Consider the following 15,400-nt stretch of genomic DNA (forward strand, 5'->3'; position numbering starts at 1 on the left):
CGGGACGTCCCCTCAGATCAGGATGCCGGTGATCAGCTCCTTCGATTGTTCCGGATCCAGCGCTTGATCGTCGAGCAGCTTCAGCAGGGAGGAGTAGACAGCGAGTGATCTTGCGTCTTCGAGGAAGAGCCCGGACGTCTCGCCTTCGATGAAGATCACAGGCTCGAACTTTTCATAGCTGAGCTGGAGGAAAGAGCCGGAGATACCCGCGTGCGCGCCGATGGCGGTCGGCACGATGCGCACGGTGATGTAGGAGCGCTGAGCCATAGCCAGGAGGTGGATGTGCTGATCCTTCATCACCTCCGGCCCGCCCACCGGTAGGCGCACAGCCTGTTCGTGAATGAAGAACACGAACCTGCGGCTCCAGTGGAAAAGATTACGGCGTTCGAGCTTCGCGGCGATGAGTTTTTCGTAGTCGACTGCTTTGCGGACTACTCCCTCGAGTGCCGCACGCATGTAATCAGCGGTTTGCAGGTGGCCGGGGATGAGATTCGCCGACCAGACCGTGATCTCGTTGGCGAGACGCTCCTGGTTGAGCAGGAGAGGCACCTGGTCTGGCGGTCCTTCCTCAGGAATCTTGAGGTAGCCGCTTTCGCGCGTCTCGCGGAACAACGCGACCAGATGGCGTATCTCGTCGGGCTTGACTCGGCAGAACCCGAGCAGGTGCTTCAGGTCGCCCTCGTCGACCCCGCCCTTGCCGCGCACCAGGTCGGAGAGCTTGGCTTCGTCCCAGCCGAGTTTCTCGGCGAGCTTGCGGTGAGTGAGTCCGGTCTGTTCGATGGCACGGCGGATGCCTTCACCGAACTCTCGTCCCACCACACTGGACTTTCGTCGTGGCATACAGATGAAGCTAGAAGTACTGCCAGTCCAGGCTCCATCGTTTCCGTCCGAATTTCCCTGAAGGAAGTAGTTTTTGGAGCCGGTACAAGTCCTACCTTTGTGCCACTAAGTGCAGTTCATCAAGCACGATGCGCACCAACGGATGGTTTTCCGACCCTCTGCGCACAGCCGCCACCACTCGTCGCAAAGGTGCCACACCGGCTACCGGAATGCCACGCACCGCGTTCCGTGGCGCCAACGCCACCCCGGCGCCGGCCGCGACCAGTGCCTCGATCGCACGGAAGTCGTCAGAGGTGTGGCGGATTCGCGGGGTGAACCCGGCTTGCGCGCACGCCATCTCCACGACGTCCCGCAGCGGGTTGCCGGGCAGCGTCACGACCCAGTCCTCGTCGGCCAGCGCGGCGAGGTCCACCGGCCCGGTCAGCGGGTGTCCCGGTGGCAGCACGACGTCGAAAGGCTCGGTGTAGAGCGGAAATCGCGTGAAGCGCTCGGTGGCGCGGTGCTCCTCGGTGATCGCCACGTCGATCTCGCCGTCCAGCAGCAACCGCACGCTCTCGTGGCCCTCGGCGTCGCGCACCGACAGTTCGATCGACCGTTTCCGCAACGCGGCCAGGGCCGGTGCGACGACCTGGGTGATCGCCGACGCGAACGCCGCGACCGCGACCCGGCCGGACGAACCGGAGGCGAGAGCGTCCAAAGTGGCCTGTGCGCGTTCCAGTTCCGCCGCGACGACGTGGGCGTGCGCGACGAGCAGCTCACCGGCGGGGGTGAGCGAGACGCGGCGTCCTTTCCGCAGCAGCAAAGGATGTCCGGCCTCTGACTCCAAGGCTGCCAGCTGCTGCGACACCGCTGACGGCGTGAGGTGCAACGCGACAGCTGCGGCCGTCACGGTGCCGTGGTCGGCGAGTGCGCGCAGCACGCGGAGCCGTCGTGGGTCGATCACCCGCTCATGATGGACGCAGCGGCCAGGCGACGCAGTTCCGTCGCGACGTTCCGCATCGCGCGTCGCGCGTGCCGGTCGCACGAGATGAACGAGGCGAACCCGTGCACCAACCCGTCGCAGTGCAGGTGGGTCACCGGCACCGAGGCGGCGCGCAGCCGTTCCGCGTACTCGGCGCCCTCGTCCCGGAGCGGGTCGAAAGCGGCCGTGACCACGCAGGTCGGTGGCAGGCCGTGGAAATCGGGCGCGCGCAACGGTGACGCGTACGGCTCGAACAGCCGCTCCAGCTCCGGTGAGTAGCAGGACCGGTACCAGTCGATCGTGTCGGTCTCGATGAAGAAGCCGCGCCCGAAGAGCTGCCGTGCCGGGTGTTCGCCCATCCCGTCGACCGCCGGGTAGAGCATGAGGTTGAAGGCGGGCTTCGTCACCGCGTCGTCGACGCACCGCTGCGCCACGACGGCCGCGAGCGCGCCACCCGCGCTGTCGCCACCGACGCCCACCGCGAGACCCTCACCGCCGAAGCGTTCCACGTTCGCGACGACGTGCAGGAACGCCGCGTAGGTGTCGTCGACCGCGGCGGGGTACGGGTGTTCCGGGGCCAGGGAGTACTCGACGGACACGACCCGCACGCCACCGTGCAGGCTGAGGAACCGGCAGATGCCGTCGTGGCTGGTCGCGCTGCCGACGACGAAACCGCCGCCGTGGAAGAACACCAGCACCGGAAGCGGACCGGACGCACCGGGCGGGCTGTACACCCGTGCCGCGAGCGGACCTCGTGCACCGGTCACGGAGGTGTCGCGCACCTGCACCTCGGACGCAACACCGGCGTGCATCACGGACGACACGATGTCGTAGTCCCTGCGTACCGCCGCCATGTCGGGCACCACGCCGGGCGCGGACCTCGGCACGAACCGTTCCAGTGCGATCAGCAGCTGGGCGGTGGGGCTCAGCTGCGCCCCCTCGACCTGGACGGGTGCGCCGACGATCGCGCGGATCACCCGGTCCGGAAGGGACAACGCGGCCCTGGCTGCGAGCGTGGCCAGGCGGAGGCTCAGTCTCACCTGAGCAGCGTACGGCGGCCCGATTACGTCTGTGAGTCTCAAATGGACTTTCCGAAGATATCGGAAAGTCACCGCTCCACGACGGGAGATTCGACCGGGCCGTTCACCGGGACGTCCTGGGGCACGATCGGGTCGATGGTCGTGCTGTCGAGCAGGAGGTACTGCTCCTCCGAGATGGGAAAGCCCGGCGGCACGCCGTGCTGCGCTGTGCTGATCATGTCCCGCCTGACCATGGGCAGGCCGGTCTCCGGGTTGACCACCAGCTGCGTCTCGACGCCGGAGAACTGGAACGTCGGTGGCGCGGGGATCGCCACGCCGATGCCGGAGCGGCCGTCGGGCAGCGGCACCTCGCCGAGGTAGCGCGCTCCGTCGAGACTCTTGAGCAGCTCGAACGCCGCCCGTCGTTGGTCGTTGCGCACGTTCGCGACCATCATCCCCATGGCGAGGGTCGCGGTCTTGTAGGTGTCCTTGCCGCTGATCGTCTCCAACGACTTCCGCAGCTCCACGGGGTCCGCGGGCAGCGAGTCGAACGAGTCGAACCGCGCCTTGCTGTGCAGGGACATCTGGAACCCGGCCACGTTGGTCTTCTGCACGGACGGCTTCATCGGGCCCATGCGCACCAAGTGGCTTCCCCCGACCTGCGGGACCGTCGCCGGTTTGCCCGCCGACTCCCACTTGGTGGCGTCCTCGGAGGTCAAGGGCGACACCTCACCGTCCTTCTGGACGACCGTGACCTGCCTGCCGGAGGTCAGCCACTGGTCGGTCTTGGAGTCGAACCTCACGACGTACGGGTCCGCGGGGTCGCCCACGACCATCAACGACCACTGCTGCGTCAGCACGTGCCACCACGGTCGTGGCGCGGCGGGCTGCACGGGCTCGGTGGGCCTCGGCAGCAGAACGACCACCAGCGCGATCACCGCGGCCACGACCAGCACGGGAGCGAACCGCCTGGCCAGACGCGTCCTGGCCGAGCGCGCTCGCGGCAGCGCGGTGATGCGGGCGAGGTCGCGTTCCATCCGGTCGCGGTCGACCTCGGGCACGGGCGGCTTGGCCTTGGCGAGGTCCTTCATGAGGTCTTCCATGACTCCCTCGCACGGTCGAAGTTCGATGCCGAGAGGATGGCCTGCAACCGTCGCCGCGCTCGGTGCAGCCGCACGAAGAACGCCGCCGTCGTGCACCCGAGCACCTGTGCCGCCTCGGCCGCGCCCAGCCCGTGCCACGCGATCAGCGTGAGCACCTCCTGGTCGGCCTCGGACAGGGTCGCGAGCGCCACCCGCAGTTCGATCAACGCGAAGTCGTCGTCGGACGGAAGCTCCGTGAGCTCCAGGTGCGTGGTCTGGCGACGGGCCGCGCGCACGAGGTTGCGGGCGATGCCGAGCAACCACGGCAGCGCGTTCGACGGCATCTGGTCGAGCTTGCGCCAGGCGATCGTGAAGGTCTCGCTGGTGATGTCCTCCGCTCGCTGCGCACCCGCGTGGCTCGCGGCATAGGCGAGGACGCGCGGGTAGCACTCGCGGTAGACGGCAGAGAAGTCCTCCACGATCGCCCCTCCCTCTTCACGAGGTAGTGCGCGGATCGCTCGAATTCTTACCGCTGTGTGACTGCGGTCACATCTTGGCTCGTGCGGCGACGAACGCGTCGACCGCCCGGTTCACGTCGTCCAGCGAGTGAGCCGCCGACATCTGCGTGCGGATGCGCGCCTTGCCGTGCGGCACCACCGGATACGAGAAGCCGATCACGTAGATGCCCTGCTCCAGCAGCAGGTCGGCCAGCCTGGCCGCCTCGGCCGCGTCGCCGATCATCACCGGGATGATCGGGTGCTCGCCGGGGAGCAGGTCGAAGCCCTCCTCGGTCATGCGGCGGCGGAACAGCTCGGTGTTCTCCCTGAGCCGCGTGAGCAGCTCGGACGAGCTGGAGAGCAGGTCCAGCGCGGCGATCGCGGCCGCGGTGATCGACGGCGCCAGCGAGTTCGAGAACAGGTACGGGCGCGAACGCTGGCGCAGCAGTTCGACGATCTCCTTGCGGCCGGACGTGTAGCCGCCGGACGCGCCGCCGAGCGCCTTGCCGAGCGTTCCCGTGACGATGTCGACCCGGTCCTGCACGCCGAAGAGCTCCGGGGTGCCGCGGCCGGTCGGTCCGGTGAAGCCCACCGCGTGCGAGTCGTCGACCATGACCAGCGCGTTGTACCGCTCGGCCAGGTCGCAGATCTCGTCCAACGGCGCGAGGTAGCCGTCCATCGAGAACACGCCGTCGGTGGCGATCAGCCGGTAGCGCGCGTCGGCGGAGTCCTTGAGCTGGCGCTCCAGGTCTTCCATGTCGCGGTTCTTGTACCGATAGCGCTTGGCTTTGCTGAGCCGCACGCCGTCGATGATCGACGCGTGGTTCAGCTCGTCGGAGATGACCGCGTCCTCCGCGCCGAGCAGCGTCTCGAACAGGCCGCCGTTCGCGTCGAAGCACGAGCTGTAGAGGATCGTGTCGTCAGTGCCGAGGAACTCGCTGAGCTTGCGCTCCAGTTCCTTGTGCGGCTCCTGGGTGCCGCAGATGAACCGCACGGACGCCATGCCGAAGCCCCACTCGTCCAGGGCCTTCTTGGCGGCCTCGATCAGCTTCGGGTGATCGGCGAGCCCGAGGTAGTTGTTGGCGCAGAAGTTCAGGACCTCGTCACCCTGCCCGACCCGCACGGCGGCGTTCTGCGGGGTGGCGATGACGCGTTCGGACTTGTAGAGCCCGGCCTCCCGGATCTCCCCGATCGTCTTGACCAGGTCGTTCTTCAGCTCGCCGTACATCAGGCTCCCGTCCAGTCGAGGATGACCTTGCCGCACTTGCCCTCGCGCGCGGTGGCGAACGCCTCCGCGTGCTGCGTGTGGTCGTACCGGTGCGTGATGACCGGCGCGAGGTCGAGTCCGCGCTGCAGCAGCACGGTCATCGAGTACCAGGTCTCGAACATCTCGCGGCCGTAGATCCCCTTGATGTGCAGCATCTTCAGCACGACGCTGCTCCAGTCGACGGGGAACTCCTCCGCCGGCAGCCCCAGCATCGCGATGCGACCGCCGTGCGCCATGTTCGCGATCATGCTCTGCAGCGCCGACGGCTTGCCGGACATCTCCATGCCGACGTCGAAACCCTCGGCCATGCCGAGCTCCGCCTGCGCCTGCTCGATCGTCTTCTCGGCGACGTTCACCGCGAGGTCGACCCCGACCTTCCGCGCGAGGTCGAGCCGGTGCTCGGACACGTCGGTGATCACGACGTTGCGCGCGCCCGCGTGCTTGGCGACGGCGGCGGCCATGATGCCGATCGGACCGGCGCCCGTGATGATCACGTCCTCACCGATCACCGGGAAGCTCAACGCGGTGTGCACCGCGTTGCCGAACGGGTCGAAGATCGCGGCCACGTCCAGGTCCACGGGCGTGCGGTGCACCCACGCGTTCTGCTCGGGCAACACGACGTACTGCGCGAACGCACCGTTGGAGTGCACGCCGAGACCACGCGTGTTGGCACAGAGGTGACGGCGGCCGGCCTTGCAGTTGCGGCACGTCCCGCACACGAGGTGGCCCTCGCCGCTGACCAGGTCGCCCACCTTGACGCCGGTGACACTCGCGCCGACTTCGACGACCTCGCCGACGAACTCGTGGCCGAGCGTGAGGGGCGCCTTGATGTTGGCGGCAGCCCAGTCGTCCCACGAGTCGATGTGCAGGTCGGTGCCGCAGATGCCGGTGCGCAGCACCTTGACCAGCACGTCCGCCGGACCCGGCGTGGGGTCGGGGACGTCGGTCAGTTCCAGGCCAGGCCCAGCGGCGACCTTGACGAGAGCCTTCATGCGGGAAGTCTCACCCTTTGCTGCTTGTGCAGTCCATCAGGACTTTCTGAAGTTCTTGTGCAGCTCAGCTTCATTGGCGATGTTGCGCACCATGCCGCCGAACACCACGCCGTGAAACGGCCAGACCACCGCCCAGTAGAGGTGTCCGGCGAGCCCTTTGGGCACGAACACGGCGCGTTGGCGGTAAGTGGACCCGCCGTCGCGGGTGCCCGCCACTCGAAGCTCCAGCCACGCCTGACCGGGCACCTTCATCTCCGCGCGCAACCGCAGCAACCTGCCGCGTTCGATCTCCTCGACCCGCCAGAAGTCGAGCGCCTCGCCCACGTGCAGCCGCTGCGGATCACGCCGCCCGCGCCGGAGCCCGACCCCGCCGACCAACCGGTCCAGCCAACCCCGCACGGCCCAGGCCAGCGGAAACGAGTACCAGCCACGTTCGCCGCCGATGCCCTCGACCACCTGCCACAGCCGTTCGGGCGTCGCGTTCGTGGCGCGCTCGCGTTCGTCGACGTAGACGGAACCTCCGGACCAGTCCGGGTCGCTCGGCAGCGGCTCGCTCGGCGCACCCGGCACCGACGCCCCTGACCAGCGGGTCTCCACGTCGGCGTCGCGGACCTTGGTCAGCGCCAGCTCGACGGCCTTGTCGTAACCGATGTTCTCGCCGGGCAGGAGCTCGCGGATGTCGTTCTCGCGGCACACCACCTCGTGCACCAGCGACTCGATCAACGGCTTCGCGATCGACCGCGGCACGGGCGTCACCAGGTTGACCCAGTGCGAGGACAAACCCGGTGTCAGCACGGGCACGGGCAGCACGCGGCGCCTGGGCAGCCCGGCCACCCGCGCGTACCGCAGCATCATCTCCAGGTAGGTCAGCACGTCCGGCCCGCCGATGTCGAACGTCCGGTTCGCGTCCAGCGTCGTCGCCTCGACCAGGTACCGCAGCACGTCCCTGACCGCGATCGGCTGGATCCGGTTGTGCACCCACCGAGGCGTCACCATGACCGGCAGCCGTTCGGTCAGGTACCGCAGCATCTCGAACGACGCCGACCCGGACCCGATGATCACCGCGGCCTGCAGCACCACCGCGGGCACCGACGACCGCAGGAACACCTCGCCGACCTCCTTGCGCGAGGCCAGGTGCGGTGACAGCGGTCCACCACGCGGATGCAGACCACCCAGGTAGACGATCCGCCGCACGCCGGCGCGTTCGGCGGCCAGAGCCGTGTTCTCGGCAGCACGCCGATCCGCGTCCGCGAAGTCCTTCGAGTGCAACGAGTGCACCAGGTAGTGGACGACCTCGACCTCGCGCATGGGCACGTCGAGGTCACCGAGCACGTCACCGCGGACGATCTCGACGTCACCAGCCCACGGCACGTCGCGCAGCTTCTCCGGCGAGCGCACGAGACACCGCACCTGATGCCCCTCGGCCAGCAGCCTGGGCACGAGCCGTCCGCCGAGGTACCCGGTCGCGCCGGTCACGAGACACCGCATGTCCCGATCCTGCGGGCTCCGGCGAACGGGCGCAGATCAGCGCTTGCGCTTGATCAGCACCGACCCGCCCCGCACGTGGCCGCGCAGCTGGAAGTGCGGGGAGCCGACGGGGTTGTGGACCTTGTCCTTCAGCTCGCCGGCCGTGATCTCCACGGCGTCGACGTTCACCGACGACCCCGGCGGCAGCAGCAGCTTCACCGACCCCAGCGACACGTCGAGGTCGATGTTGACGACCGGCGGCACCTCCGCCGAGGTGAAGTCGAGGTTCGTGGAGCCGAGCGTGTTGCGGATGACCAGCTCGCGGGGCACCACCCAGTGGCCCTTGCGGACCGTGGTGCCCATCGTGTTCTTCAGCTCGGTCCGCGCGTGCGCGACCTCGTTGTTGACCATGCCGGGCAGGTCGATGAGCACCGAGTTCAGGTCGGCGCGCGTCACCGCGGCCAGTGCGGTGTCGGTGCGGGCGGTGAACTCGTCGAGCGTGATCATGCCGCGGCCCACCGCCTTGTTCAGCAGGCTGACGACGTGTTCGCGTTCGGGGTCGGACACGCGTAAGTCTCTGGGGTCGGTCATTTCTCTGCCTCCGGTTCGCTGTCGAGACCGTGCTCGATGGCATAACGCGCCAGCTCCACCCGGTTGTGCAGTTGCAGTTTGCGCAAAGTCGACTGGACGTGGTTCTCGACCGTGCGGTGGGAGATCACCAGGCGGTTCGCGATCTGTCGTGCGGTCAGGCCCTTGGCCACCAGGCGCAGCACCTCGGTCTCCCGGTCGGTGAGCTGCGGCTTCTCCTCCGAGCCGTCCGGTGCGGCGGCCATCCGCCGGTACTCGCCCAGCACCAGTCCGGCCAGGCCCGCGGTGAACACGGCGTCACCGGCGGCGGTGCGGGACACGGCCTCGACCAGTTCGTCGGAGGACGCGGACTTCACCAGGTAGCCGGACGCGCCCGCCTTCACGGCCTGCAGCACGTCGTCGTGCTCGCCGGACGCGGACAGCACCAGCACGCGGGTGTCCGGCAGCTCGCTGGTGATCATCAACGTCGCGTCGACGCCGGACAGCTCGCCGAGGTTGAGGTCCATCAGGACGACGTTCGGGCGCACCGCCTTCGCGATGCGCACGGCCGAGGCCGCGTCTCCCGCGGTCGCCACGACCTCGAAGCCCCGCTCCTGCAGATCCCGTGCCACGCCCTCGCGCCACATCGGGTGGTCGTCCACGACCATCACCGAGACCGTCACCTCGCCGCCCCCTTCCTGAACACCCGAACCTCCCACTCCGTGCCCTCCCCCGGCCCGGTCTGGAGTTCCAGCGTGCCGCCCAGCGACTCCACTCGGCCTTTGATCGACTTCGCGATGCCCATCCTGCCTTCTCGGGCCGCGGAGGCGATCCGGCCTTCCGGGATGCCTGGACCATCGTCCCTGACGCTGAGCACGATTTCCTCTCCGAGGTCCTCCAGCAGCACCCACGCCCGTGCGTCGGCACCGGCGTGCTTGTCCACGTTGGACAGTGCCTCGCGGACCAGCGAGTGGAGCTCACCGGCCGTGGCCGCCTTCAGCATGACCTGGGTCGCCGGAGTCGACACCTGAACGCGGGGCGTTGCGAGCAACTGCAGGCCGGGCCGCAGGTCGATCTCTCCGTCCACTGTGGAGTCGGTCGGGGCGGCGGCGACCAGGTTCCGCAGCGCCACCTCCTGCTCGCCGGCGAGCTTGGCCAGTTCCGCGGCCTCGCCACCGACTTCGAGCCCGCGCTTGCGCACGCGGGCGAGCACCTGCAGCACGCTGTCGTGGATCGAACGTGCGAGCCGTTCCCGTTCCGCCGTCGCCGCTTCCGCGCGCAACGCCTGGGCGAGCAGCACCGCCGAACGCCGTGCCGTCGCCGACGCCATGCCCACGACCATGCCTGCACCGGCCAGCAGCACGATGTCGCGCAGCAGGTCGAGACTCGGCACGCCCTTGGACAGGTAGGTGAAGAGGCCGACCGTCAGCCCGCCCGCGAAGCCCGCGGCGGGTCCGCCGAGCGCGCCCAGCGCGACCGCCGGCACGCACGCCCAGATCGTGGTGATCAGCGGCACGTTCAGGGTCAGCAGCTGGTGGTCGGACATGATCAGGGGCGACAACGACATGAGCCCGCAGGCCAGGGCCAGGTCGATGAGCACCAACGGCCAGCGCCTGCCCCACGTCGTGCTGTACGCGCGGCTGGTGAAGACGGACCACAGCGCCATGACCCCGAGCGTCGTCCACGCGAGCTCCGGCCGGATGTAGCCGGATTGGTTCGCGATCACGTTCGCCGCCGCGAACAGAAATGTGACTATGCGTAGCGCAATCGTCCCGCGCCACAGCGGCGTGGCCGGGTCGTCGATCACCTTCGTCACACGTTCGGCAGGCAGTTCGGGCACGCTGTGCTCCTTTCGGCCATCATCCTGCCGCGTGAACGTGCGCTGGCTAACCCCCAGGTGGCCGTCTTCTGCCGAACGGAGGAATGTGCGACGCTCTCCGGGTTCGGGGCAGCGCTCCCGGTTGGGGGGAGGGCAATACAGGTGCGGGACTGGCCGGTGTGGACTTTGCGGCGGCCCGCGCTCTGCTACTGGTTGATCATCGACCTGGCCGCGCTGGCCCTGGTCGCCTACGTGATCATCACCACGCCCACCCCGTCGCCCTCCGAGATCGCCCGTTTCGCCGCCATCGCGGGCACGGCGGGCGCGGTGATCATCGGCAGTTCGATCTACAGCCACCGCCTCGGCGAGACCGAGCGCAACCCGTGGGCGGCTCACCTCTCGTACCTGACGGCCGGAATCCTCGCCCTGCCACCGAACCTCCTGGTGCTCCTCCTCTTCGGCCCCGCGTTGCACTGCCTGCTCGCGCAACGCCCGGAAACGCACCGCTGGCTGTTCACCCTCAACGCCACCACGCTCGCCGTCTTCACCAGCCGCTACCTGGTCGGCTGGACGCACCCGCACGCCAACCTCCTGGTCCTGATCTTCGGCGCGACCGTCCTGCTGGCCCTGCGCGCGGCCCTGATCGCGGCGGGCCTCAAACTCCGCCGTCCCAGCGCGAGCTTCGAGGAGAACGTCGGCGAACCGATCGACGTGGTGCTCGGCATCGTCGCGGTGTCGATCGGCGGTCTCATGGGCTGCGTGGCCGAGTCCAACGCCATCCACGCCCTGATCGCCGGCCCGCCGCTGGCCCTGCTGGAACGCGCCGCCCAGCTCCCGCAGTGGCGCCGCTCCGCCCAGCGCGACGCCAAAACCGGCCTCGCCAACGCCGTGCACTGGGACAGCCGGGCCCGTTACGAACTGACGAAGGCCTCCGCCCGCCTGCGCCCGATGGCCGTCATGCTGCTCGACCTCGACCACTTCAAGAGGGTCAACGACGAGGTGGGCCACCTCGCGGGTGACGCCGCGCTGGCCGCCATCTCCCTGTTGCTGCGCGGCACCGTCCGCCGCGGTGACCTCGTGGGCCGGTTCGGCGGCGAGGAGTTCGTCGTGCTGCTGCCCGAGGCCTCACCCGAGGAGGCCGAGTCGGTGGCGGAACGGGTGCGCAAGGCCGTGGCGGCACTGCGGGTGCCGACGATGGCCACCGACGGCAAGCCGTACGAGCTGCGCGGCCTGACCGTGTCGATCGGCGTGGCCACCACCACCCGGTTCGGCTACGAGCTGCCGGACCTGCTGGTGGCGGCCGACGCGGCGCTGCTGGCGGCCAAGGCGTACGGCCGCAACCTCGTGTCGATGGCCTAGAGGTCCTTGACCCGTTCGCTCGTGTCGTCCTTCGGCGCGGTGTCCTGCGGATCCAGCACGTCGACCTGTGACGGGTCCTCCTCGGCGTCCGACTCCGACACGAGCGACCGTATCCCGGAGTTCAGCACTGCCAGCAACGGCACCGCGAGCAGCGCCCCGGCGATCCCGCCCACGACCAACCCGCCGGCGATCGCGAGTACTACCGCCAACGGGTGCAGCTTCACCGCCCGTCCCAGCAGCAGCGGCTGCAGCACGTGCGATTCCAGCTGCATCACGCCGATGAGCACCGCCAGCACCACCAGAGCAGCGATCGGTCCCTTGGTCACCAACGCGATCAACACCGCGACAGCACCGGTGAACACCGCACCGATGATGGGAATGAACGCGCCGAGGAACACCAACGCGGACAACGGCACCACAAGAGGCACGCCGATGATCGCCAGCCCGATACCGACGCCCACCGCGTCAACGACCGCAACAGCGGCAGTCGCCCGCACATAAGAAACGAGCGAACCGAATCCGCGTCGCCCGGCAACGTCCACACGGGACCGCACGTCCCGTGGCACCGCACGGATAACGAACCGCCAGATCCCGTCCCCGTCGTGCAGGAAGAAGATCAGCGTGAACAGCGCGAGCAGCAGCCCGGTCAGCGCCTCGCCCAGGGTCGCGGCGGTCGTCAGGGCACCGGACGTGATCTCGGCCTGGTTGTCCTTGATCGTCTTGACGATGTCGTTGAGGTAGTTCTGCAGCTGCTGGTCCGACAGGTGCGCCGGCCCGTCCTTCAGCCACCGCTGGATGGTGTCGAGCGACGCCGACACCTGCGTCTGCAGCTCGGGCAGACCGCGGGAGAACTCGCTGATCACGAACGTCAGCACGCCGCCCAGCACGCCGATGCCGAGGATCATCATCACGGTCGTCGCCACGCCGCGCGGCACCCGCCATTCGACGAGTTTCGCCACACCGGGGGACAGCAGTGCGGCGAGCAGCAGGGCGATCGCGACCGGGATCACGATCGAGGCGAGGAAACCCAGCACATACGCGACCACGTACAACGCGGCCACCACGACGACGAACCGCCAGCTCAGCGCGGCACTTACCCTCAGCAGCAGTGGTACCCGGCTGCTGATCTCCGACTCCGGTGCGCTCACGTACCTCACGTTAACTGTTCAGACCCTGGTCAAGCCGGAGGCTGATCGGGATGATCCGTTTCGTCAGGGGAGGACGAACTGTGATCAAGCCCGAAGACTTGACCGAGGTCGAACGCCAGGTCGCCGGGGCCTACGCGGGAGGCACCGAGATCGACCTGACCGGGCAGAGCGTGCGCGGTGAGGTGCTCACCGGGTTGCTGACCGGCATGTACCGCGTGCCGCGCAAGGGGTTGCCCGCGCTGCGGCTGCGAAACGCCCGCATCACCGGCAAGTTCGAGCTCGAAGGCACCCGCGTCACGCGCGTCATCGACCTCACCCACTGCGCGTTCGAGGAAGCACTCGACCTGCGCATGGCCCGCCTGATCGGCCTGCGGCTGAGAGGCACCCGCGTACCGGGACTGCAGGGCCGCAACCTCAGGGTCTTCAGCGACCTGGTCCTCGAAGCCGGGTTCACCTGCACCGGCACGGTCGACCTCACCGACGCCGCCGTCGACGGCACGCTGCGCCTGGCCGGGTCGGTGCTGCGAAGCGACACCTCGCACGCCCTGCTCGGCGCGCGGCTGCGGGTCAGCGGCTCCGTCCAGGCCATCGCGATGCGGGCGAACGGCGAAGTGCGGCTGCGGGGCGCGGCGATCGGCGGCAGCGTCCACCTCGGCGGCGCACGACTGATCAACACCGGCCGTGACGCGCTGGAGGCGTCCGGCATCGTCGTCGCGGGCAACGTCTTCTGCAACGCCGAGGGCGGCCGGTTCACCGCGGACGGACGAGTGCTGCTCGACGGCGCGCGCGTCGGCGGGAACCTGGAGTTCACCGGCGCCCGGCTGCACTCCACCCACCGCGTCGACAACCAGGTGCTCGTCCTGCCGCACGGACTGGCCGACGAGGCGGCGACGCTGGTGGCCGACCGCGTCCGGGTCGAGGGCAACGTCGAGCTCGACGACGGCTTCACCAGCACCGGCACGGTCCGGCTGCCCAACGCGAGCATCGGCGGGTACCTGAGGCTCTCCGGCGCGGTCATCGGGCCGCGAGAGGTGGCCGAGGAGCTCGCCGGTGACGTCACCAACCGCATCCCGGTCGCCCTGCACGCGGACGGCATGCAGGTCCGGGGCGACGTCGAGGCCCGCAGCGCGATCAACGGCGCGGGCGTCCGCTCGTTGCCGTTGCAGACCTACGGCCAGGTGCGGTTGTCGAACGCGCACATCATGGGCAGCGCCAGCATGTCCGGGGTGTCGCTGTACGGGCCCGGCATCGACGTCCTGTTCGCCGACCGCCTGCAGATCGGCGGCACGCTGTTCCTGCGCGAGCTCAGGGCCAAGGGCTCGGTCCGGCTGCAGAACGCGAACATCGGCTCCACCCTCGACATGTCCGGCGCCCAGCTGACGTTGCCGAGGCTCCGCGCGAACGGCACGCAGAAGCCGTCGCTCGACGCCCGGTCCATCACCATCGGCAAGGACCTCCTGTGCAGCCGCGGGTTCACCGCGGTCGGCGGCGTCCGGATCCGGCTGGGCGAGGTCGGCAAGATGGCCACGTTCAGCGACTCGCACCTCGGGTCGACCGCCGCCGACATCGCGCTCAACGCCTACGGCCTCACCGTGCACCAGTTCCGGCTGCACATCCCCGAGGGGCAGCAGCCCAAGGGCAAGGTCGTGCTGAGCAGGCTCAAGGCGGTCTCGGTCACCGACGGGCCCGGGCTGTGGGACGCGGAGGGCGGCGTCGCCGTCGACGACTTCGAGTTCGCGGGCATCACCGCCGATCCCGAGGTGCCGGTGGCGACCCGGCTGAAGTGGCTGCTCAAGGTGCAGCCCGACTTCGCGCCGGGGCCGTACGAGCAGCTCGCGGCCGTCTACCAGCAGGGCGGCGAGGAGGAGCTCGCGCAGAAGGTCCAACTGGAGAAGCAACGCCGTCGCTACTCCGAGCTCGGCCGGGCCGGCCGGGTCTGGGGCGCGGTGCAGCGGTGGACGGTCGGGTACGGCTACCGGCCGTGGCTCGCGATCTGCTGGCTCGGCGTGTTCTGGCTGGGCGGTGCGCTGTGGTTCAACTGGCACCCGATGGCGAAGCTCAACACCGACCAGGACCCGGTGTGGAACGCCTGGCTCCTCTCGCTCGACCTGTTGATCCCCATCATCGACTTCGGCCAGGACGGGAAGTGGCGGTTCACCGGAGCGTCGCAGTGGATCTCGTCGCTGCTCATCGCCGTGGGCTGGGTGCTGGCGTCGACCGCGGCGGCCGGTGCGGCACGCGTGCTCAAGCGGATCTGAAGCCGAGGAGCGTTCACACGATGTAGTTAAACGAGCGCTCTGAGCGTGCATTCGGGGTGCCGGGACTGGCAGAGTCGCCGACGTCGACTTGATCACCTTGATCGTCGGCGAATCCCCTGAGCGC

Annotated in this window: 14 protein-coding genes; 2 read left to right on the forward strand and 12 right to left on the reverse strand. The window is 68.9% G+C overall.

Translation table 11 applies throughout. The features are described 5' to 3' along the window. Positions 1–12: 12 nt before the first annotated feature. The 11 genes from ABZV40_RS29260 to ABZV40_RS29310 form a co-directional block, all read right to left on the reverse strand. Positions 13–816: a helix-turn-helix transcriptional regulator gene (locus ABZV40_RS29260; RefSeq protein ID WP_355448380.1), complete on the reverse strand. Its 804-nt coding sequence runs from the start codon at positions 814–816 to the stop codon at positions 13–15. Positions 817–931: 115 nt separating this feature from the next. Beyond that, entirely contained in the window at positions 932–1,783 is an 852-nt protein-coding gene (locus ABZV40_RS29265; RefSeq protein ID WP_355448383.1) for a LysR family transcriptional regulator, read from the reverse strand. After that, complete coding sequence (locus ABZV40_RS29270; protein WP_355448386.1) at positions 1,780–2,841, reverse strand: alpha/beta hydrolase; 1,062 nt, start codon at positions 2,839–2,841, stop codon at positions 1,780–1,782. The genes ABZV40_RS29265 and ABZV40_RS29270 overlap by 4 nt, the downstream gene beginning before the upstream one ends. A gap of 68 nt (positions 2,842–2,909) precedes the next feature. Then, on the reverse strand, positions 2,910–3,923 hold the full coding sequence (locus tag ABZV40_RS29275) for a hypothetical protein (protein WP_355448389.1): 1,014 nt from the start codon (positions 3,921–3,923) through the stop codon (positions 2,910–2,912). Next, positions 3,908–4,381: an RNA polymerase sigma factor gene (locus tag ABZV40_RS29280; protein ID WP_355448392.1), complete on the reverse strand. Its 474-nt coding sequence runs from the start codon at positions 4,379–4,381 to the stop codon at positions 3,908–3,910. The genes ABZV40_RS29275 and ABZV40_RS29280 overlap by 16 nt, the downstream gene beginning before the upstream one ends. Before the next feature lie 67 nt (positions 4,382–4,448). Further along, positions 4,449–5,627 carry a glycine C-acetyltransferase gene (locus ABZV40_RS29285; protein WP_355448395.1) on the reverse strand — a complete coding sequence of 393 codons (1,179 nt, stop codon included), beginning with the start codon at positions 5,625–5,627 and terminating at the stop codon, positions 4,449–4,451. Continuing rightward, positions 5,627–6,658, reverse strand: a complete 1,032-nt coding sequence (tdh, locus tag ABZV40_RS29290; protein ID WP_355448398.1) for an L-threonine 3-dehydrogenase — start codon at positions 6,656–6,658, stop codon at positions 5,627–5,629. Before tdh ends, ABZV40_RS29285 begins: the two co-directional genes overlap by 1 nt. Positions 6,659–6,694: 36 nt before the next feature. Continuing rightward, positions 6,695–8,146: an SDR family oxidoreductase gene (locus ABZV40_RS29295; protein WP_355448400.1), complete on the reverse strand. Its 1,452-nt coding sequence runs from the start codon at positions 8,144–8,146 to the stop codon at positions 6,695–6,697. A 36-nt stretch (positions 8,147–8,182) separates the two neighbouring features. After that, positions 8,183–8,716: a DUF1707 domain-containing protein gene (locus tag ABZV40_RS29300; RefSeq protein ID WP_355448403.1), complete on the reverse strand. Its 534-nt coding sequence runs from the start codon at positions 8,714–8,716 to the stop codon at positions 8,183–8,185. Further along, a complete protein-coding gene (locus ABZV40_RS29305; RefSeq protein WP_355448547.1) occupies positions 8,713–9,360 on the reverse strand; it encodes a response regulator transcription factor in 648 nt (215 codons plus the stop codon). Before ABZV40_RS29305 ends, ABZV40_RS29300 begins: the two co-directional genes overlap by 4 nt. An 11-nt stretch (positions 9,361–9,371) precedes the next feature. Then, on the reverse strand, positions 9,372–10,532 hold the full coding sequence (locus ABZV40_RS29310; RefSeq protein WP_355448406.1) for a DUF5931 domain-containing protein: 1,161 nt from the start codon (positions 10,530–10,532) through the stop codon (positions 9,372–9,374). 141 nt (positions 10,533–10,673) lie between these two features. Between ABZV40_RS29310 and ABZV40_RS29315 the strand changes: the two genes are divergently transcribed. Continuing rightward, a complete protein-coding gene (locus ABZV40_RS29315; RefSeq protein WP_355448409.1) occupies positions 10,674–11,870 on the forward strand; it encodes a diguanylate cyclase in 1,197 nt (398 codons plus the stop codon). Here the strand turns inward: ABZV40_RS29315 and ABZV40_RS29320 are convergent. After that, positions 11,867–13,018, reverse strand: coding sequence for an AI-2E family transporter (locus ABZV40_RS29320; RefSeq protein ID WP_355448412.1), 1,152 nt, complete (start codon positions 13,016–13,018; stop codon positions 11,867–11,869). The genes ABZV40_RS29315 and ABZV40_RS29320 overlap by 4 nt on opposite strands. An 80-nt stretch (positions 13,019–13,098) precedes the next feature. Here ABZV40_RS29320 and ABZV40_RS29325 point away from each other — a divergent pair, with 80 nt between their 5' ends. After that, a complete protein-coding gene (locus tag ABZV40_RS29325; RefSeq protein WP_355448414.1) occupies positions 13,099–15,276 on the forward strand; it encodes a hypothetical protein in 2,178 nt (725 codons plus the stop codon). Positions 15,277–15,400: the final 124 nt, after the last annotated feature.

The organism is Lentzea sp. NPDC004782, from assembly GCF_040609115.1.
Taxonomy (GTDB): Bacteria; Actinomycetota; Actinomycetes; order Mycobacteriales; family Pseudonocardiaceae; genus Lentzea.

What these genes read in the sequence shown, in the direction of transcription:
- tdh (WP_355448398.1), bottom strand. Translation starts at nt 6,658, where the DNA reads ATGAAGGCTCTCGTCAAGGTCGCCGCTGGGCCTGGCCTGGAACTGACC.
- ABZV40_RS29295 (WP_355448400.1), bottom strand. Translation starts at nt 8,146, where the DNA reads ATGCGGTGTCTCGTGACCGGCGCGACCGGGTACCTCGGCGGACGGCTC.
- ABZV40_RS29300 (WP_355448403.1), bottom strand. Translation starts at nt 8,716, where the DNA reads ATGACCGACCCCAGAGACTTACGCGTGTCCGACCCCGAACGCGAACAC.
- ABZV40_RS29305 (WP_355448547.1), bottom strand. Translation starts at nt 9,360, where the DNA reads ATGGTCGTGGACGACCACCCGATGTGGCGCGAGGGCGTGGCACGGGAT.
- ABZV40_RS29285 (WP_355448395.1), bottom strand. Translation starts at nt 5,627, where the DNA reads ATGTACGGCGAGCTGAAGAACGACCTGGTCAAGACGATCGGGGAGATC.
- ABZV40_RS29275 (WP_355448389.1), bottom strand. Translation starts at nt 3,923, where the DNA reads ATGGAAGACCTCATGAAGGACCTCGCCAAGGCCAAGCCGCCCGTGCCC.